General features: G+C 52.2%; 17 protein-coding genes and 1 tRNA gene. 7 read left to right on the top strand and 11 right to left on the bottom strand.

What is annotated here, in order from left to right:
- Window positions 1-518 precede the first annotated feature (518 nt).
- Both PsB1_RS11985 and PsB1_RS11100 read left to right on the top strand, forming a co-directional pair.
- Window positions 519-692 carry a VOC family protein gene (locus PsB1_RS11985; RefSeq protein WP_420887917.1) on the top strand — a complete coding sequence of 58 codons (174 nt, stop codon included), beginning with the start codon at window positions 519-521 and terminating at the stop codon, window positions 690-692.
- Window positions 693-825: 133 nt separating this feature from the next.
- Complete coding sequence (locus tag PsB1_RS11100) at window positions 826-3,675, top strand: M16 family metallopeptidase (protein ID WP_284361541.1); 2,850 nt, start codon at window positions 826-828, stop codon at window positions 3,673-3,675.
- On the opposite strand, the gene epmA is transcribed toward PsB1_RS11100, so the two are convergent.
- A complete protein-coding gene (gene epmA / locus PsB1_RS11095; RefSeq protein ID WP_284361539.1) occupies window positions 3,672-4,724 on the bottom strand; it encodes an EF-P lysine aminoacylase EpmA in 1,053 nt (350 codons plus the stop codon). The two genes, PsB1_RS11100 and epmA, sit on opposite strands and share 4 nt — an antisense overlap.
- A 109-nt stretch (window positions 4,725-4,833) precedes the next feature.
- Between epmA and efp the strand changes: the two genes are divergently transcribed.
- Both efp and ggt read left to right on the top strand, forming a co-directional pair.
- The gene (gene efp / locus PsB1_RS11090; RefSeq protein WP_284361536.1) at window positions 4,834-5,406 is read left to right on the top strand and encodes an elongation factor P; all 573 of its coding nucleotides are present in this window, start codon (window positions 4,834-4,836) and stop codon (window positions 5,404-5,406) included.
- Between the two features lie 45 nt (window positions 5,407-5,451).
- Entirely contained in the window at window positions 5,452-7,203 is a 1,752-nt protein-coding gene (gene ggt, locus PsB1_RS11085) for a gamma-glutamyltransferase (RefSeq protein ID WP_284361533.1), read from the top strand.
- Window positions 7,204-7,373: 170 nt separating this feature from the next.
- Here the strand turns inward: ggt and rlmN are convergent, their stop codons facing one another.
- The 3 genes from rlmN to PsB1_RS11070 all read right to left on the bottom strand — a co-directional run bounded on the left by rlmN (window position 7,374) and on the right by PsB1_RS11070 (window position 9,851).
- Window positions 7,374-8,585, bottom strand: coding sequence for a dual-specificity RNA methyltransferase RlmN (gene rlmN, locus PsB1_RS11080; protein WP_284361531.1), 1,212 nt, complete (start codon window positions 8,583-8,585; stop codon window positions 7,374-7,376).
- 157 nt (window positions 8,586-8,742) lie between these two features.
- Window positions 8,743-9,423: a protein phosphatase CheZ gene (locus PsB1_RS11075; RefSeq protein WP_284361529.1), complete on the bottom strand. Its 681-nt coding sequence runs from the start codon at window positions 9,421-9,423 to the stop codon at window positions 8,743-8,745.
- Between the two features lie 41 nt (window positions 9,424-9,464).
- Complete coding sequence (locus PsB1_RS11070) at window positions 9,465-9,851, bottom strand: response regulator (RefSeq protein WP_284361526.1); 387 nt, start codon at window positions 9,849-9,851, stop codon at window positions 9,465-9,467.
- A gap of 105 nt (window positions 9,852-9,956) precedes the next feature.
- Here PsB1_RS11070 and PsB1_RS11065 point away from each other — a divergent pair, with 105 nt between their 5' ends.
- Both PsB1_RS11065 and ribF read left to right on the top strand, forming a co-directional pair.
- The gene (locus PsB1_RS11065; protein WP_284361524.1) at window positions 9,957-10,391 is read left to right on the top strand and encodes a MaoC family dehydratase; all 435 of its coding nucleotides are present in this window, start codon (window positions 9,957-9,959) and stop codon (window positions 10,389-10,391) included.
- Window positions 10,391-11,326 (top strand): riboflavin biosynthesis protein RibF, encoded by a 936-nt coding sequence (gene ribF / locus PsB1_RS11060; protein WP_284361521.1) that lies wholly within the window; start codon window positions 10,391-10,393, stop codon window positions 11,324-11,326. Before PsB1_RS11065 ends, ribF begins: the two co-directional genes overlap by 1 nt.
- On the opposite strand, the gene PsB1_RS11055 is transcribed toward ribF, so the two are convergent.
- The 5 genes from PsB1_RS11055 to PsB1_RS11035 all read right to left on the bottom strand — a co-directional run bounded on the left by PsB1_RS11055 (window position 11,323) and on the right by PsB1_RS11035 (window position 14,187).
- Window positions 11,323-11,688, bottom strand: coding sequence for a gamma-butyrobetaine hydroxylase family protein (locus PsB1_RS11055; protein WP_284361518.1), 366 nt, complete (start codon window positions 11,686-11,688; stop codon window positions 11,323-11,325). The genes ribF and PsB1_RS11055 overlap by 4 nt on opposite strands.
- Window positions 11,681-11,893, bottom strand: a complete 213-nt coding sequence (locus tag PsB1_RS11050) for a Trm112 family protein (RefSeq protein ID WP_284361514.1) — start codon at window positions 11,891-11,893, stop codon at window positions 11,681-11,683. Before PsB1_RS11050 ends, PsB1_RS11055 begins: the two co-directional genes overlap by 8 nt.
- Entirely contained in the window at window positions 11,890-12,564 is a 675-nt protein-coding gene (locus tag PsB1_RS11045; RefSeq protein WP_284361511.1) for an LON peptidase substrate-binding domain-containing protein, read from the bottom strand. Before PsB1_RS11045 ends, PsB1_RS11050 begins: the two co-directional genes overlap by 4 nt.
- A gap of 27 nt (window positions 12,565-12,591) precedes the next feature.
- Window positions 12,592-13,515, bottom strand: coding sequence for a thioredoxin (gene trxA, locus PsB1_RS11040; protein WP_284361546.1), 924 nt, complete (start codon window positions 13,513-13,515; stop codon window positions 12,592-12,594).
- Window positions 13,516-13,632: 117 nt separating this feature from the next.
- Window positions 13,633-14,187, bottom strand: a complete 555-nt coding sequence (locus tag PsB1_RS11035; protein ID WP_284361508.1) for a prolyl-tRNA synthetase associated domain-containing protein — start codon at window positions 14,185-14,187, stop codon at window positions 13,633-13,635.
- A 123-nt stretch (window positions 14,188-14,310) separates the two neighbouring features.
- Here PsB1_RS11035 and PsB1_RS11030 point away from each other — a divergent pair.
- Window positions 14,311-14,385: transfer RNA gene (locus tag PsB1_RS11030), tRNA-Gly, on the top strand.
- A 493-nt stretch (window positions 14,386-14,878) separates the two neighbouring features.
- Here PsB1_RS11030 and PsB1_RS11025 read toward each other — a convergent pair.
- Entirely contained in the window at window positions 14,879-17,032 is a 2,154-nt protein-coding gene (locus PsB1_RS11025) for a TonB-dependent receptor family protein (RefSeq protein WP_284361506.1), read from the bottom strand.
- Window positions 17,025-19,604 carry a bifunctional YncE family protein/alkaline phosphatase family protein gene (locus tag PsB1_RS11020; RefSeq protein ID WP_284361503.1) on the bottom strand — a complete coding sequence of 860 codons (2,580 nt, stop codon included), beginning with the start codon at window positions 19,602-19,604 and terminating at the stop codon, window positions 17,025-17,027. The genes PsB1_RS11025 and PsB1_RS11020 overlap by 8 nt, the downstream gene beginning before the upstream one ends.
- Window positions 19,605-19,620 lie beyond the last annotated feature (16 nt).

Below are 19,620 nucleotides of genomic sequence, written 5' to 3'. Positions count from 1 at the left end.
AGAAATGAAAGGAAAGCAATGATTCCAATACAAAGCCCAAATCCAATGATCATAAGATACAATTTTGATCTTAGAGTAAGTTGCACCATAACTCATTCCTTGAAAACCATGAACAATTTCTATTTTTTATATGAACCATTAAATTAAGGTTCAAATAATGTATTATTGTATTATTCATTTCACCTAATGTCATATGGTTCAATGCCTGAAAGAGGTAAACCAAGTCACGCAACGAGCTTGGATTTAACCATGTTCATCTGTTGTGGCTTGTGCTTCAATGTCATATTTGGACATGAACCAACTATAGGCCTTCACACTTTTTGTTGCCGACGATGATGAAGCCTTTGCATGGTTTACCACCAAACTGGGATGAATCCTGTTAGTAGATCGTCCGATGGGCGAGGTAAAGCGTTGGGTGACGATCGCGCCATCCTAAGGGACACTGACAAGGCTTGTTTTGGCACCGGGGTCAAGACCCCAAGAGATCGCTGTGATCAGCCGGCAAATGGGCAGTCGGGTTGGGTTTTCTGTCAACAGCCGACTTTGAGTCTCAGTACCAGTGGATGGAGGAGATGGGCGTCACGTTTCGTGAGGCACCAAGTCATGCGTCTGACGGAAAAGGGGTGGTCATTGAGGATTGCTATGGCCATGGTTGGGATTTTCTGGTGTCTGCCCGAACTGCAACAAGGTGATATTGGGGGCAAATACAGCTTTGTCACTTGACCAAACCACCTAGCCTCTTTTGGGTAAGCACGTGAGCGAAAGCGCGATTAAGTGAGCATTTGGTCACTTAGCGTCAGATTTTTGAGCATTTTGGGGGATTAGATGCGTCGATTTGTTAAACCATTTATCATTGCTGTACTGGCCTGCACGGCAACCTTCGCATCGGCCCAAATCGCGCCAAAGCCCGGATTTCCCCATGATCGCTACACGGACTTTAAACCTGATTCAGGTGTAATCTATGGCACCCTTGCCAACGGCATGCGCTATGCGATCAAAAAATGGCCAACCCCTAAAAACGAAGCTTCCATTCGGTTGCGCATTGCGGCTGGGTCGTTGAACGAGGAAGACAACCAAAAAGGTCTAGCGCATTTTTTAGAGCACATGGCCTTTAATGGTTCGAAAAACATTCCTGAAAATGAGTTGGACAAAATCCTCTCACGCGAAGGCTTAGCTTTTGGGCCCGACAGCAATGCCTATACCAGCTGGGATGAGACGGTTTATCAATTGGATATGCCCAAGTCGGAAAAGCTTGATCTTGGTCTGTCCATCATGCGCGAAACCGCTGGTCGCTTAACCCTGGCACCCGACGCCATCGACCGTGAGCGTGGTGTTGTAGAGGGCGAGGAGCGGGCGCGCCAAAGCCCAAGTGAGCGCCAGTTTCGCGCTTTTATCGCCCATTCCCTTGATGGAACCCGTATCCCCGACCGCAATCCAATCGGCGATATGAAAGTTGTGCGTGAAGCGCCGCGTGAACGGTTCAAGGACCTTTATGAGCGCTTTTATACACCAGAGCGCGCCTTATTGGTTGTGGTCGGTGACTTCGATCCAGTGGCCACTGAAGCTTTGATTAAAAAGCAATTTTCCAATTGGACCGCCCCTGCTGCTCCCGGCAAAGATCCAAGCTTGGGAACACCAAAGCGTGAACCCGGATCGGTTAGATTGTTGCTGGAACCCCAAGCCGCCACCTCTGTCAGTCTGTTTAATGTGAAGCCCTATGTGGATGAACCCGATACGAGCGTGACCCGTCGCGACGATTTGCTATTAGACTTAGCGCAAACGATGGTGAACACTCGGCTAGAGCGCATTGCACGCCGCGATGGTGCGCCGATCTTAAGTGCCAGGATCGATACCACAAACTGGTTCAATGCTGCCGAAACCGCTACACTTGAGACCGCAGCGCGCGACCCATCCAAATGGCAGGCAGCGCTGGAAATCAGCGATCAAGAGCTAAGACGGGCGCTGACTTTTGGCTTCACGCCCGATGAATTTGCGGTTGCTCTGGCCAATGAGCGTGAAAGCTATCGTCAGGCAGCCGCGCAAACAAATGCACAACGCTCAGCTGAGCTTGTTGATTCCATTTTAGATTCTTTTGCCGATGACGAGGTGTGGACCAGTGATGCGGACGATCTTGCTTGGTTTGAAAAAGTTGCGCCAACCTTGACCCCTGCTGAGAGCCTCGCTCAATTACGCAAAGTCTGGGGCACTGAAGCGCCCGAGCTTTTTGTTTCTTCAGGTGCGCCGATTGAGGGCGGGGAAGCCTTTATCAAAGCCACCTATGACGGCTTGCGCACTAAAGCCGTTACCGCCCCTAAAGCAGAAGCCAAAAGCACGTGGGATTATGTGCAGTTTGGCAAGATTGGTCAGGTCGCAAGCTCGCAGAGCCTAGCCGATATTGGCGTCACCAAAATCCGCTTTGCCAATAATGTCTATCTGACAATTAAGCCAACCAAGTTTGAAGAAGGAAGGGTGCGGGTTTCAGTCAATTTCGGCGACGGGCAATTAGCATTACCGGCTGATCAACCGGGCTTGGCCTATGCCATTAATGCGGCCTTTACTGCTGGTGGCCTTGGGCGATTGGATATAGATGCGCTCCAGCGCGCGCTGGCAGGACGCAGTGTCGGAACTGGCTTTGGGGTCTATGAAGATGCCTTTGCGTTTAATGGCGCGACCACACCGTCTGACCTTAATCTTCAGCTACAAGTGTTTGCAGCCTTCTTTACCGATCCGGCTTGGCGGCCAGACGGTATGGCGCGCCTGAAAGCGGCTAAGGACGCGATTTACCGACAAATTGATACCACGCCGGGCGCCGTATGGGGCACACAAGGGCCCTATGTGCTTTTTGCCAATAATCCGCGTTTCGCGTTTCCAACCCCAGAGCAGTTTGACACATTGACGTTGGAGGCCGCCCGCACCGTCGTTGATGCCGCGCGTAAAAACTCTGCCATCGAGGTGATCATCGTAGGTGATACGACGGTTGAGGCTGCCCGTGACGCAGTTGCAGCAACCTTTGGCGCATTACCAGTGCGTGAGGAAGCTCTGGCAGCCCGGACAGCAGAACGCAAAGTCTCTTTCCCACCCGGCCGGGGCACGACCATCTTGACCCATAAGGGCCGCGCCGATCAATCCTTGGCGATGGTCTATTGGCCGATGCGCGATTTTGGCGATGGACGCGAAGTGCGCGGCTTACGGATACTAAGCGCCATCCTCCAAAACCGCCTGACCGAGGTCGTTCGTGAGGAATTGGGTGAAAGCTATAGTCCTGGAACGGATTGGTCACCCTCGCGCGTGTTTCCAGGCTATGGCACTTTGGGCGCGCTTGCCGAAGTCAAGCCAAGCGATAGCGACAAAGTCCTTGTAACCATGGAAGCGATTGCAGCCGATTTAGCTGCGGGCAAAATCGACGATGATTTGTTTCAACGCGCACGACGTCCCTTGATTGCCGACTTTGATGAAACCACCGCCAACAATCCTTGGTGGTTAGGCGCACTTGATCGGGCAAGCTTCCAGCCAGAACGGTTGGTGCGTATTCGTGAAGGCAAAAGCCAATATACTTCTGCGACATTGGACGAAATCAAGGCCTTGGCGAAGCGCTATTTGGATCCAGCCAAAGCCCGCTTGATCAAAGTGGTTCCAGGCCCCGATGCAACGCCAGTCCCAACGCCAACGCCCTAAACTAGGCCTGTCCATAGCACGTCTTCAATCCGGCGTGCTCCGGTTGCCAAAACGACCAAGCGATCAAAGCCCAATGCTACGCCACTGGCATTGGGCATGATGGCCAAGGCCGCCAAAAAGTCTTCATCAAGGGGGTAGGTTTCCCCGTAGAGGGCCTGCTTTGCTGCCATGTCGGCTTCAAAGCGGCGGCGTTGTTCGTGCGGGTCGGTCAATTCGCCAAAGCCATTGGCAAGCTCAATCCCGCAGACATAAAGCTCAAAGCGTTCTGCCACGCGGGGATCGAGTGCGCTTTTTCGCGCAAGTGCCGCTTCGCTGATCGGATAGCTATGTAACACGCACGGTGCGTCAAAGCCCAAGAAGGGCTCAATCTTTTCAACCAAAATCTTCGAAAATATATCCGACCAGCTATCGGTCGGGCCGGTGGTTATTCCAGCTTTAAGTGCGCCGTCCCGCAAAGCTGCTGCATCAGCAAACCCATCGTCGCTTATGGTCGCCAATAGGTCGATCCCGGCCATGACCTTGAAGGCATCCTGGACACTCAAATGGATCGGCGGCGTTTGGAGCAACACTTCATGCCCCCTCCAGCTCAGGCTGGGTGTTGGTATGGCTCCTGCGGCCACCGACAACAGCGTCAAGCAATCTTGAATAACCGCCTGCCAAGGCGCGTTCGCGCGATACCATTCCAGCATGGTGAATTCAGTGGCGTGGAGTGGACCGGCTTCGCGGTTACGAAACACCCGCGCAAAGTCAAAAATGCACGTCTCCCCAGCCGCCAATAATTTCTTGCAGGCAAATTCGGGGCTGGTGTGCAGATAAAGTGAAGTGGGCTTGCCATCGGGCGAAAGCCTGGTGGTGCTCAGTGCATGTAAATGGGTTTCATTGCCCGGTGAGACTTGCAACTGCCCTGCCTCAACTTCACAAAACCCTTCGCCCTCAAACCAAGCGCGGATTGCCTGTTTGATGCGACCGCGCGCCAATAAAAATGGACGCCGATCCATATGACGTGCTCTATCCCACCAAGGGCTTGGACTGGGTTCACGCGCACTCATGCTTCACCCATTTGGCGGATTGGCATAGACCAGCTAGAAGGCGCTTTCATCACAAGATTCCTATGCTTGAACCCCAATCGGGCCCAAGCCCATCACTGAAAGACAAAACATGGTCAAGGTCATCGCCTCTAGCCTTCGTAAAGGCAATGTTGTCGAACATACAGACAACAAGCTCTACGTCATCCTGACAACGCAAAATATCCATCCCGGTAAGGGCACCCCTGTGACCCAGGTTGAAATGCGGCGCATCACCGATGGCATCAAAATGACCGAGCGCTTTAAGACCACCGATCAAGTCGAAAAGGCCTTCGTAGAGGAAATTAAGTTCAATTACCTCTATGACGATGGCACGGCCTATGTGTTCATGAACCCTGAAACATATGAGCAGGTCTTAGTACCCCATGCGGTGCTGGGCGAAGATGCCGCCTATCTGCAAGAAAACATGGAAGTCTATTTGACCATCTTCAATGAAACGCCTTTGGCGGCAGTGCTGCCTACGCGCGTCACTTTAGAGATTGTCGATACAGAGCCCAGTATGAAGGGACAAACAGCTTCCTCTTCTTATAAGCCTGCGACACTCTCAAACGGTGTGCGCACCATGGTGCCACCCTATATTGCAACCGGCACGCGCATTGTGGTCTTGACCGAAGATGGTTCTTACGTTGAGCGTGCTAAGGACTAAGGTGTCATCACATTTAGGTTAAGCCAAAAGGACCAGGGGACCATCATGCGCCACATTCTTAGTCTTGGCTTGGCTTTGTGTCTGGCAGCATGCGCAATCAATTCGGTGGCATCACCCCCATCTGTCTCCCAGCCAAAAGCTTCAGTTCCAGAAGCCAAGCCAGCAGGTCAGTGGTCTCATGGTGCCATGATTGCGGCGGCCAATCCTTTGGCGGTGGAAGCCGGCTTAGAAATTTTGCGCGCTGGTGGTTCGGCAGTCGATGCCGCCATCGCCGTGCAAACAGCACTAGGTCTGGTTGAGCCCCAATCAAGCGGGATTGGTGGCGGGGCCTTTATGCTCCATTATGATGCCAAGACCGGCGATGTTGTCGCCTATGATGGCCGCGAAGTCGCCCCGGCTGGTGCCAATGAGCGCTTATTCCTGGACGAAGCTGGCGCTCCTTTACCGTTTTGGGCGGCGGTGAAATCCGGTCGGTCACAAGGCGTCCCGGGGGCGGTTGCGATGTTGTATCTGGCTTGGCAAGAACATGGCAAATTGCCTTGGAGCCGCAGCTTTCAGCCCGCGATCATCTTAGCTAGAGATGGATTTCCCATCTCTCCACGCCTCAATTCAAGTGTCACCCAACTCAAACGCATTACCGAACCTGGTGATGATGTGGTGTCTTATCTGATGGATGAAACGGCTACGCCATTGCCGGTAGGCACGATTTTGAAAAATGCAGCCTATGCCGACACGTTAAGTCAAATAGCAACACAAGGCCCAAAAGCATTTTATGAGGGGGCGATAGCGGCAGATATTGTCGCCCGCTCTGGTCAAGCGCCTATGCCTGGAACCTTGTCGCTAGCCGACCTTAAAGCCTATAAGCCCAAGAGATTAGAACCGATTTGCCGCACTTATCACGAGCGCAAGGTCTGTGGCATGGGGCCACCTTCGTCAGGCGGAATTGGTGTATTAGCCACTTTGGGCATTTTGGAAAACTTTGACATGGCCGCTACCGATCCTAGAGAGCCGCTTGGTTGGCATCGCTTTATCGAAGCACAGCGTTTGGCATACGCAGACCGGGACACCTATGTCGCTGATGATCGCTTTGTTGTCGTGCCCATCAAGGGCTTGCTGGACGCGACCTATTTGAAGAGCCGCGCGGCCTTGATCTCCGACACTTCAAGCATGAAAACTGTGGAGCCGGGAGAGCCACCAGGCTCGGTCAAGCGCGGTCGGGATGCGACGGGCAATGTGTTTGGCACCACCCATTTTGTGATCGTCGATCAAAGTGGCGATGTCGTTTCCATGACCACAACGGTGGAAGGCCTATTTGGCTCACAGCGCATGGTGCGCGGCTTCTTCCTCAATAATCAATTGACCGACTTTTCCTTCCTTAATGTCGATGCCAAGGGTGAGCCGATCGCCAATGCGCCCGCAGCCGGAAAAAAGCCCCGCTCCAGCATGGCGCCAACAATTGTATTTGATAAGGACGGTCATTTTGAATTGGCGGTCGGCTCCCCCGGCGGTAATGCCATCATCGCCTATGTCTCCAAAGCCATCATAGGCATGCTGGACTGGAATTTAACACCCCAAGAGGCAGTGGCCTTACCCAATATGATCGCTCGGACAATTCCGGTTGCGGTGGAGCGCAGCCGTGCGAACCCTAAGCTGATCCAAAGCTTGGAAGCGCTTGGGCATACGTTCAGAGATGGGGGTGGGGCGGAAGGGTCAGGTTTGCATGCGATACGCCTGACACCGCAAGGACTGGTCGGTGGGGCTGATCCTCGCCGTGAAGGAGTTGCACGGCAGCCTTAACAACAGGGTCTAGGGCATTTATCTTCATATATCTATGATCCTTAGTTGATACCCCAAATATTGCGAAGCAAGCTCTAAGCTCGCCCTCAGGGTATGGCTGTTAGGGCGATCCATATTGCCTGATGCGCGGGCTGGCCTTGATCGGCGTGGCGAAAGTGAGGGATGGCAGCTTAGCCACTATCGGCCGGGGTTAAGGTTGATACAGACGCTTGTGCATCCAAGCGCTGATTGAAGGCAAGGCTGGCGCGAACCTTAACACTCTCACTGCGCAATTGTCCGCATGCTGCCAAAATGTCTCGGCCTCTTGGTGTACGAATGGGTGCTGAATAGCCAGCACGGCTCACAATATCGGAGAAAGTATGGATGGTGTTCCAGTCAGAGCATTCATATTGGCTTCCAGGCCAAGGGTTGAAAGGAATAAGATTTACCTTGGCAGGAATACCAGACAAGAGCTTCACCAAAGCGCGGGCTTCAGCAGGGCTGTCATTGACGCCTTTGAGCATCACATATTCAAATGTCACGCGCTTGGCGTTATTCAGGCCTGGATAGGATCGGATCGCAGCCATGAGTTCGCCAAGCGGGTATTTCTTGTTCAGCGGAACCAAGACATCGCGCAGCCTGTCATGGGTAGCATGCAGGCTAATCGCAAGCATGGCACCTGTGCGGTTGCCGAGCTCTTTTATGTGCGGTACTACGCCAGAGGTTGAGACTGTGATGCGGCGTCGACCAATCGAAATCCCCTCTCCATCACTCATCAGATCAATGGCTTTGGCGACTTCATCAAGATTATAGAGCGGTTCGCCCATGCCCATAAACACGATATTGGTTAATGTGCGCCCATCGGTGGTGGAGGGCCACTCGTCCAAATCATCGCGCGCAATCATCACTTGGGCTACGATTTCAGCGGCCGTTAAATTACGGACCAACTTCTGGGTGCCCGTATGACAAAAAGTGCACGTTAATGTGCATCCGACCTGACTGGACACACATAGAGCGCCAGAACGGGCGACATCTGGGATAAACACCGTCTCAAACTCAACACCTGGGGCTGAGCGGATCAGCCATTTGCGCGTGCCATCGGTGGAGATCAGGCGCTCAACCACTTCTGGGCGATCCAATGTGTGGCGCTCTTCCAGCAACAGACGCAGATCCTTGCTGATATCGGTCATCACATCAAAGCTGCGCGCACCAAAGAAATAGACCCATCTCCAGATTTGTTGAGCGCGCATTTTTGCTTTTTTGGGCTCAACGCCTAATGCCAAAACCGCATCGCGCATTTCCTCAAGGGTCAAGCCAACTAAGGAGGTCACTTTATGGTGGCTGGTTATATCAGGGTCCCTTGGCGCTTGGCCGATGTGGGAAAGATTGAGGGTGATGGTCATTAAAGCTCACTAGCATGAAATAATTCACCCGTCAGTGGGGGAACAGAATCAGCTATGCCCTTAGTCCTAGAAAGGCCATAACACAGTGGCTTAACCTTATTCGACAAGCTTTACCAAAATAAGGCACGCGGCCCTTGTGACCCCAATCACATTTGACCTAATCAAACATGGCGTCGAGATCGTTTTGATTCATGGCCGCATCGTCAGTCCCAAACATCAAATCGATGTCATCTTGCTCAACCTCTGGGCCGTTCAGGGCAGGACCATTGAGCAAATTTTCACGTTTCCTTCGATCTTCTGGGGTTTCTTCAAGTTCGGCATCCTCAACCCCCATCACATTGGCAAAGCGCTCTAAGCGCTGCTCGATATGGGTCAAGGTTTCGACAACTTTTTTGATCCTTTGCCCTGTGATATCTTGAAACGTACAAGCCTCAAAAACCTCCATCATTTTTTCTGAGACATAGGCCTGGTAGGCGTCTGGATCACTTGTATCTGCGCCCATGACATCTTCGGCAACCGCCATGATCAAGTTTGTCGCTTCTGCGGTATGCTCAACAACCGCATGTAATTCCGCACCAGCCGTAGGTATACGGTCTTCACTCAAGTCCGTGGGGCGTAGATTTGAAATTTCAGAACGCGTACGCTGAATGTAAGATGAGATATAGCGCATTTCATCAAACAATGTTCGATCGATCGAGCTGAAGAATATGCGCATGGCTTCGCTCATTTGAGAGGCTAAGTTTAGAACTTCTCCCAATCGCGGATCTTGAAGGTCAGCCCCCTTAAGGGCGTTAATGGCCTCACGGACTTTATTGGCAACTTCTGTCGATGGCATCATCGAACCCTTTCAATAGCACATAAGTTCAAACGATATCTGGATCAAAAATCGCCCAGAACAGACGCAATCTTGGCTTTTAAGGTTTGCGCATTGAAGGGTTTGACGATGTAGTTATTCACCCCAGCTTTTTTAGCAGCAATGACGTTTTCGGTCTTGGACTCAGCCGTTACCATGATGAAGGGCGTCGGTTTGAGTAATTCATCGCCCCGCACTTCCCTTAGTAATTCATAGCCCGTCATCGGCTCCATATTCCAATCCGAGATCACAAGGCCGTATTTCTTTGCCTTCATTTTCTCCAAGGCTTCACGCCCGTCGGCAGCCTCATCGACATTCTCAAAACCTAACTGCTTCAAAAGATTGCGAATGATGCGTACCATGGTTTGATAATCATCAACCACTAACACCGGCGCGTTCATGTCCACTGCCATACAAGTACTCCTTTGGTGGCTTGGGCCACTCTAACCACACGGTTGATATCTCATTACCTGATGGTGGCTAAAGAAGCGTGAATCATGATTTAAAAAGGACTTAAAATGCCAAATAATGCAGCAGGCTTTTATTTTGAAGAACTTAGTATAGGCCAAGTCGCTGAATCATGGCGCACTATCACCGAATCAGACCTGCTTTTGTTTGGTGCAGCATCGGGTGACCTGAACCCTATGCACTTTGATGAAGAGTTTGCGACCACAACCCGGTTTGGTGAACGCATTGCGCACGGCATGCTCACAGCTAGCCATGTTTCAGCTTTAATTGGTATGCGCCTTCCAGGCCCAGGTAGCGTTTATTTAAGTCAGAATTTGGTGTTCAAGCGACCGGTCAAAATTGGTGCTACCGTTAAGACGCGCGTCGAAATCACAAAGCTTGATGCCGAAAATGGCTATGTAACCTTGTCGACAAGTTGTTCAATCGCAGGCAAAGCCGTGCTCAGTGGTGAAGCCCAGGTCATGGTCGCCAAGCGCGTGGTGTGATGCACATTTTTGAAACATGGTCCGATATTCCTGATGCAGCGAAGGGCACAAGCCTGGCTTTGGGTGCCTTTGACGGTTTGCACCTAGGTCACGTTGCCGTATTGCGGGCGGCCCAAGCGGCCTACCCGGAAGCACAACTAGCCATTGGTGCTTTTGAACCGCCGCCTAAATGCTATTTTGCAGCGAAAGCTAGCCCCACACTTCGATTACACACGCCCCGCCTTCGTGCATGCCGCGCCGCAGAACTTGGGGCGCAAATCATGTTCACCATCCCTTTTGACGCACTTATGGCTGCGATGTCGGCAGAGGACTTTATCAAGAACGTGCTGGCGGATGGACTTCATCCCCGCCATGTCGCGGTCGGCCATGATTTTCGATTTGGCCATGACAGGTGTGGGGATGGTGCAATGCTGACCCAAATGGGTAATCAATTAGGCTTTGGCGTCACCATTCTTGAGCCTGTGTTGGACCAAAATGGCTTACGCTATTCATCCACCCGCGTACGTGAATCCATAAAAACCGGGAATTTGGCCTTGGCGACCACTTTGCTTGGGCAAGAGTGGCGCGTTGAAGGTCTTGTCATTCATGGCGAAAAGCGGGGCCGCACGATTGGGTTTCCTACCGCAAATTTTCACCTAGAATCCCAGCTTGCTCCTCGATTTGGTGTCTATGCGGTTCGGGCTAGGATTATGGGGAGGGGGGAATGGTATGGCGGGGTGGCCAATTTTGGGAGAACTCCCACCACAGGTCTACGGGAGCCGCTGTTTGAGGTTCACATCTTTGATTTTGATGGCGACTTATATGGCAAGTGCCTCGAAGTTGGCCTGCATGCCTTTTTGCGGCCCGAGCTTACATTTACCAGTTTTGACAATTTGGTTACTCAAATTCGACGCGATGCCCAAGAAGCCGCCGAGATTTTGTCGAAGGTAACTTAACGGGTTTGGCAGGCTTGGCGATAGCGCTGCATCAAGGTTTTTTGATCCTTGCCAAGCCGGTAGAGCCAGTCCCAGGTAAAAATCCCACTGTTGTGGCCATCATCAAAAATAAGTCGCAGTGCATAGCGGCCAACTGGTTCTGCCCGCAACACTGTCACATCTGCCTTATCGTGAACCCATTTTTTTTCGACACCATGATGTCCTTGAACCTCTGCTGAGGGGCTCTCCACTCGTAGCAATTCATAAGGGATCAAAAAGGTGCTGGCATCATCAAAGGCAATGATTAATTGTTTTTTCTTGGCTTGGAAGATGAGTTCTGTAGGCCAAGGCCGCTCACGGCTGGAGGCGACCTCGTTAGGCATCTTGGATATCTCTGGCTTCACCTACCAACATGATAGGCACCCCATCACGGATAGGATAAGCCAGTTTAGCCGCCTTGGACACCAGTTCCCCTCTCTCCCGATCATAGGTCAAAGACGTGCGTGATACCGGGCAAACCAAGATTTCTAACAATTTGGGATCAAGTTCGCGGGTGTTGCTGTCAGAGGCTTTGGTATGATTGGTCATTGGAATGGCCTTTCTTCGTCATTGGAATCGTCATCATGGCCACCTTGGTCCATTTCCATCAAGGCAATCAAGACGTCCCGGCGATCTTCGATGGTATGAGCCTCTAACAGGGCTTGCTTTTCGATGGGCACGAATGGGCACAGTGCCGACAAGACATTGACAAGTGGTTCTGCTTGGGCCTGATCAATTGAACTCCAATCCGCGTTTAGATTGTTGCGATCAAGATAATTGCGTAAAGCTGACAAAAGGCCAGTCCGGTCGAAACCTTCATAGGAACGTGGCGTTGCAAGGTCTGCAGCATATCGCGTCCAATCCGGGGTAACCTGGCGATATGGGGTTTGGACTTGGTACTCGCGGGCAACCACAAAGCGGCAAATTCCTGTCAAAGTCACAAGATAGCGGCCATCATCGGTTTCAGCAAACGAAGTTAGTTTACCCACACAACCAACCCGAGATAGGCCGGGCTTTTCAGGGTCGCCGGTTCCATCAGCTTGGATCATGCCAATCAGTCTATTACCGGCCAAAGCATCGTCAATCATATTGAGGTATCGCGGCTCAAAAATATTCAACGGCAATTGGCCGCGCGGAAATAATAAAGCCCCAGTTAGCGGGAAAATAGGTATTACGGCGGGAAGATCACTGGGCTTGCGATAAACATAACCTGCCACCATTGCTAAAGTCCTCTATGTAAACAGGCTCTAAGAAAAAAGGATGGACGACAAACGACGCCGTCCATTGCGGGTTACATCCGACAAAGGCCCTGCGGCGTCAAAGACTTTGAGAAGCTGCATGCGCGCCGCATTCTCCTGCCAATCACGCTCACGATTGATGATGAATAATAATTGCTCAACCCCGTCAGCATAGGCACCAGCAGCAATATAGGCTTTGGCTAACTCAAAGCGCGCATTTAAATCATCGGGTGCTTGCGCGACAGCTGCGGCCAATGGGGCTAATTCACCAGCGGTGGCGACCTCACCCATCAAATCGATCTGAGCCTGCACGCTCATCACATCGCTATCCTTGGTTTTATCTGTGGGCACAGTGGCCAATAATTCTTTGGCTTTTTCTAAATCGCCACCGAGCACATAAACCCGCGCAAGCCCGGCCAAGGCTTTAGGGTTTTCTGGATCCAATGCTGCGGCCTGGGCATAAGACTGGGCGGCACCACCCAGATCGCCAAGGTCAAGGCTCTCTTTGGCCGCAGCCAGATGTTCATCAAGTCCTGTGGGCTGGCTGCCCACCAAGCGGTCGACTAAAGCCTTAATCTGGCTTTCAGGCTGGGCTCCCATAAAGCCATCCACAGGGCGGCCCTTGTCAAAGGCAAAGACCGCAGGAATGGATTGAACGCGCAATTGACCCGCTATCGCTGGATGCGCATCAATATTGATTTTGACCAGACGAATTTTACCCTTGGCTGCACGCACGACTTTTTCCAGGATTGGCGTCAAGGTCCGACACGGGCCGCACCATGGAGCCCAGAAATCGACAAGCACAGGGGTTTGCATTGAAGCGTCGATGACATCGACCTTAAATGATTGGTCACTACTATCCTTGATCAGGCCATTGGCGTCTGACGCAGCTTGTGCGGAGGGTTTTGGTGTACCTAAGCCGATTAAAGCCATCGAACGCTCGTGCGGCCAGCGCACGCTCCTTTCAGTTGATGATGTGACCAAGTCACAAGGACACTATGAAAATGGGCTTGGCACGTCCAGCTTGCAAGCGCTGACATGCGCAACTTATCAGTGACAATTAGGTGCCTGTATAGGTAAACAGATCGGTGCCTCACCGTCAAAATCGCCTAACAAAACGCGCCCACCCCAATAAGTGATGAATTTAGACAAATCATATTGGCTTATGGACGTTGTTGCATCATTGGATAAGGGGTGGAAGTTAATCGGGTCTGCCTCTAACAAAGCCTTGTCCAGCACCAAGGTCACTTTGTGGGTTGGGTCATTAATCAGTGCAAATAAAGTAACCGACCCTGGGCGCACGCCCAAGCGCTCAAACAAATAGGTTTCACTGCCAAAGCTTAAGCGCGTGCAGCCTATGGCTTTATGCAAGTGATTAAGTTGGATTCGGGTTTGTCCCAAAGCGCACACCAAAAAGCATGCGCCATTTTTATCCTTTAAAAAAAGATTTTTCGTATGCCCACCTGGTAAAGCGGCCTTGATGTCAGCGCCTTCTTCCACCGTAAAAACGCGGCGATGCTCTAAGGTGGAGTGGCTGACGCCAAGGCGATCAAACAGATTGAATAGGTCCGCGCGTGTCGCTGGCGCGCAAAGTTCTAAGGTCATGCTTTAGCTGTACCCCATGGTGCCTAGCTGCATCAAGTACGGCGCAAACCCCTTGCACTTACCCAGTGGCTGAGGCATATGCGCCGCCTTACTTCGGCTTTCTTGCCGTGATTACCCAAGGACGCGGGCGTAGCTCAGGGGTAGAGCGCCACCTTGCCAAGGTGGATGTCGTGAGTTCGAATCTCATCGCCCGCTCCATTTTTTCTCAATAAATTCAGTTTTCTAGACAGAAAATGGCTTGGTAGCTGGCCAAGCCAAACCAACCATTTTGGCCCGAAAAATGGGCCAGCTACCACCCAGCTACCACTTTTTTTAACTGTATCTTGGGTGAATTTTTTGCAGTTGAGTCTAGCTGGAGCGCGCTAAGAGCCCGCTCACTCCACATAAGTGTCTATTGCCTGCAATCAATTTGCGGATTGGATAGGCGGTCAACCGCAGTTTGCCAAATGAGTTCGCCCGAGATTGAGCCAGGAGGCATTGGCAATTTGCGTCCTGGCTGGTTTGAACACACAGAATCTATCTCAGAGCACCCCGCTCACGACCGGCTTGTCTTGGAGTTTGCTTCAACGACTGTTTTGGTGTCTCATACCATACCGGTCAATTGACCATCGTTGTCTCATTCTCGAGCATCGGCAAATTGCCGAAACGGCCAAAGGATGAAGGTCGTCATTGTTTGTCGTGACCTCCGCCATCAAAGTCGCCTGCGAAACCCGATCAACACTTGGCGCGGAGGTCCTGCAAACATGCCGTCCGTGCGGGTCGTTAGATAGCGACGGTCGAGCACATTGTGGGCACTAAGATAGATGTCCCAATTCACCCTTTCGGGTCGAAACCTCAGACCCAGATTGAGGATACTATAAAAAGGCACCAATCCGAGCGTGCCGTCGGCAGATTGGGCAATTGTATTACGAGCATCCGAAAATTGTTCGCCGACATAATGAACACCAAGAGTGACACCAAGCCCATTTGTTCCTGTCAGGCCGACAGACAAGTCGCCAAGCCATTTAGGCGCATAAGGAATTCGGTTGCCCCGCACATTGGCTGCACCCTCCCCCACATTACTGTCGAATTCTGCCTTGGCTAAATAGGTTCCAGACAGGGTGATCCAAGGCTTCCAATTTGGGGACAAGCCTTCTGACCATCCATGCTTTAAGTAGAGTTCACCACCGGCATGGGTGGCCTCACCAGCATTGATTAGCGTCCCACTGGCCAACCCCAACAGCGGCCCTGCGACGATCAGTTCCTTGAAATCCAGCAAGAATGCGGTCGCCTCGACTTGTGTTGCATCGCCAATACGGCGACGCATACCGAGCTCGTAATTTGTACTTTGCTCGGGACGGACCTGATTTGCTGGAGCCAGTGGATCAACATCCCGGTCCGGGCGTGGTGGCGCGAAACCCTTATGAACACCGGCAAATACAACAAAGGAATCCTGTGGTTCCCAAGTTAACCCAAAGCCCGGAAGTGCGATATTCTGATGCGACGAGGCGCGAAGATTTCTCTCGAGGAAGTTGGCATAAACCGACGTGTTGGTCGTCTGGATATCTTCGTTACGGATCCCTGCACTAACGCTGAGACTTTTGTAGTTCCAAGTTGTCTGAGCATAAAGCGCCGTTGCATCAGTTTGGATCAAATTCAAATCACGTAACGAGGTGCCTTGTGAGGTTTCACGTGCTGTCGGGGTTAGACCATTATATCGACGACGATCCGCATCTTCGTGATGCCAACGCGCGCCGACGATTGAGGTGATCTCTTGACCCCAGAGGGAAGACTGCAAAGTCCAAGTGGTCTCAAGACCTGAAAAGGAAAATTTTCGAGGGCGCATTTTATTGCCGCATCGCGCTGCAAAATTCTCATAGTCGGTTCGCGCACTCCCCTCACAGCCTGTTGTCGGGTTGGCCGTCATTGCGTCCGTCGACGTGTCCGTCTGGCGATACGAAGCGCGGAATGTTTCGGCTGCATAGACCTGTGTGTGCGAATTAACATGAGCACCCCAACCGGCATCATAGACGAGCTGCATTGCCCGGCGGGTCAGATCGAAATGATCGTCTGTAAACGGGTTCGCATAAGGGTTCTGTGCATAGCGCGCAGCGTTGAGCCCCGCCTCAGTTAGTGCTGTATCTTCAACAAAATTGGTAAAGCGCGCCGTTAAGGTGCGGCGATCGCCGAGTTTAACAACCGCCTTAAGCGCGACATCTTTAAGCTGTGTTGAATGACCATCTCTGGTGCCGTCGCTTTGCTTCTGTAAAATGTTGAGCGTGGCCCCACCCTGTTCATTCCCCGCGCCAAGCATGAGGTGGCCAGACCCGAAATTCCGTGTGCCGGCTGCAACATCAATCTGACCTTCAAAGCCGTCGGGGACAGGTTTGGTGATGAAATTGATCATACCGCCCAAGCTTTGCGGGCCATACATAATCTCGCCCGACCCCTTGAGTACTTCGATACGCTCAATCCGTTCGAACGGTGGGACATAATGTGCAGAAGGCTCTGAATAGGGCGCAGGCTGTATCGGCATGCCATCTTCCAGCAGCAGGGTGCGGGCCGATCGGCGCGGCGTTAGCCCACGCACGGAGATATTCACTTTGAGACCAAACAGATCTTCGCTGACAACCTGAACTCCCGGAACCCCTTGCAGTAAATCAGAGACAGAAATGGGCTTTAGCCGAGCTAGATCGTCCGCCGAAACTTCAAAAACCGACCCTGGCAGATTTGCTTTGTCTTTTAGAATGCTGCCAGAAACAATGATGGTCTCAACTTCTTCCGCCGCCGCTGGCGACGCAAGAAGAATCGGAAAGAGTAGAGCGCAGGCGGCCCGGTTAAAGCAAACTTTGTTCGCTTCAGTCATCGTCATCATCAAGCTGGAATGGGCTGAAGGTGGCGTTCTTTGATTTTGGATAGGGTGTCGACCAGCCTTTAATCTCATGCCAGACGATCCGGTTGAGTTCTGCCGTCGGCACAGCGTCGGGGACAGAGAAATTCATTTTCGCAGACGCCAACGCCCCGGCCTTTCGCGGGCCTGTGAGAGCCATGACTGGTGGATTGAGTTCAAGCAAATCTTGCTTAGGGACAATAGCCGTGTGCGGTCGCAGATCTGGTGTATCGGTAAAGCTGGCGCGCATGTCGTTGGCGATCAAATTGAACAAGGACATGCTTGGCAAACCAAGAATCAGCTCAATCGATTTCAGCATGCTTTGATGCGAATACATCGTTGAATCCACGTGATTGCGCCGCGTGTAAGGACTAATTGCTAGAGCCACTGTTCGGTGGCCATCAACATGATCCACCCCATTTTGCGAATCGTCTTCAACAACAAAAATCGCCATTTTGGACCAGAATTTGGATTTGCTGAGACCCTCGACAACTTGTCCTAAGGCAAGATCATTATCGGCAACCATCGCTTTGGGTGTATTCGCCCCAGGCTTTGTACCACTGGTGTGGTCGCTTGGCAGCAAAATGACGGTCAGATGCGGCATTGCATTGGTGGCTTCGTAGTCTTTGAGCTTGTTTAGGAAGATCCGCGCACGAACCACATCTGGAACGTCCAAATCATAGGGTGGAAAATTGCGGACCAACGCTTTGTCCAGTGGCGGTATGGGTGAACGCGTATTCCATTGATTTGCGAAGCTGTCGCCAGCTTGCCAGCGCGCGAACAAGCCCTGACGCGCAACAAGTTTATCTTCCAAAACGCTTGGGGCATACTCTCCAAAGACTGCGACAGACTTCCCTTTTGCAAGCACAGAGTCCCAAATGAAGCCGCCTGCAGAGTAAGCCAAAGGATCGCTACCATCAAATGGGTAGGAACGTCCTGAATAACCCGGCCACAAAGTGTAGCTGACTTCATTGCCTTGCGTGACCCATTGGTGGCCGCTGGCACTATTGCCACCGGTTGTATAAAAATTGTCCAATACGACAAAGTCGCGCGCCAAGCGGCGTTGGTTAGGGGTCACATCCTCCCCGAACATTACAAAATTTGGTTCGCCATTGCCACGCTCTAGGTCACCAAAGATTTGATCATAAGTGCGATTTTCCTTGATGATGTAGACCACGTGTTCAATCAAAGAAGGCTCGCCCGAGCGAACTGGAATCGCACGGGGCGGCGCGTGTGGGTTGGGCTGGGGCACCACCGCGTCCCGATAGGCCATGCGATTGTTCTCTGAAACGGCTGCCGAATAACTGGCAAGCTGAGCCGCGTCCGGCATGGGAATTACATGAACACTGCCGCGGTTGGCGTGCACGAAGCGCTTTGTCGGCCCTTCATTTTGGCCCGAGCCAATGCCCAAAAGTGTTGCCACCACCATCTTGGTCTCATCGCCATTGAGGGCGACTGAAACCGGATACCAACCCGTTGGCACCAAGCCGCTAATGCGGTTTGCTTCGAGGTCATAAATCAGAACGGCATTAATGCCCCCGCAGGCGATGAACAGTAACTTGCCTGCTCGATCGAGCGTCATTCCTGAAGGCGCAATACCCTTCACGGCTTGCGCAAAGGGTTGCAACTTAATGGTTTGCGTGACCGCCCGCGTTCGAACATCAACGACGGAAATGGAATCATCATTGGTATTGGCCACATAGAGCAAGCCTTTGGCCCCATCCAAGGCAAGGCCGGTCGGGTGTCGTCCGACGGGGATATTGTCAGAGACGGTTCCCGAAGTTAGGTTGACGACGCTGATTGATCCTTGAAGCGCTATGCCCTGTGCATCGATCCGAACAAGATCGGCACCTGGCTTTAGGCCTGTTGGTGCACTGGGCAACCCGGCAGTTGCGGCTAGCCCACCCCAATTGGCGACATAAGCAAGATTTCCGCCAGCAGCTACGGCCACAGGTGCAACACCCACGGTGACGGTCTTGCTCTGCCCAGATGCTAGATCCGTAATTGCCAGTCCATTGTTGAAGGTCAAAGGCGTCAATGCCTTGCCGTCATGCACAATCGGGGAGCCAACATTTTCAGTGCCAAGCTGGCTGCCAATCTTGGCAAGGCCCCCGGGGCTTGCTCCCGCATCAGGCCGCGCAATCACAACAGATCCGGGTTGACCTTGCTTGGCTTCAATGTAGCTGACAATTGGAACGCCATCCTTGTCCATTGCAATACCACGAATGCCGCCGACCCCTTTGAGGGCATGTTGAGAAATGGTCTTATTCTCAAGCCAGTTGAGCTGATACAAATGGCTGCGCGACAAGGCCCAAAGGGTCCCATCTTTTCCAAACGCAGCACCTTGGACGCGGCCTTTGAATACCGTCTGCGCGCCCGCAGGTGTGATCCCCTGGCGAGTGGTTATGACGCCGGGATCTTCAACGGCACGAACTGGCCGGTCGATCGATTGCGACTGCGCTTGAGACAAGGCCAGAAAATTAGAGGACACGAGAGACGTGGCTACCAGAAGGCTCGTAACTCGAGCTAGTTTTCGTTTATTCGCCATGACTGTGTCCTCCAAT

It is taken from the genome of Candidatus Phycosocius spiralis (genome assembly GCF_030158815.1).
Classification (GTDB): Bacteria; Pseudomonadota; Alphaproteobacteria; order Caulobacterales; family Aquidulcibacteraceae; genus Aquidulcibacter; species Aquidulcibacter spiralis.
This window is presented reverse-complemented; position numbering and strand designations above follow the sequence as displayed.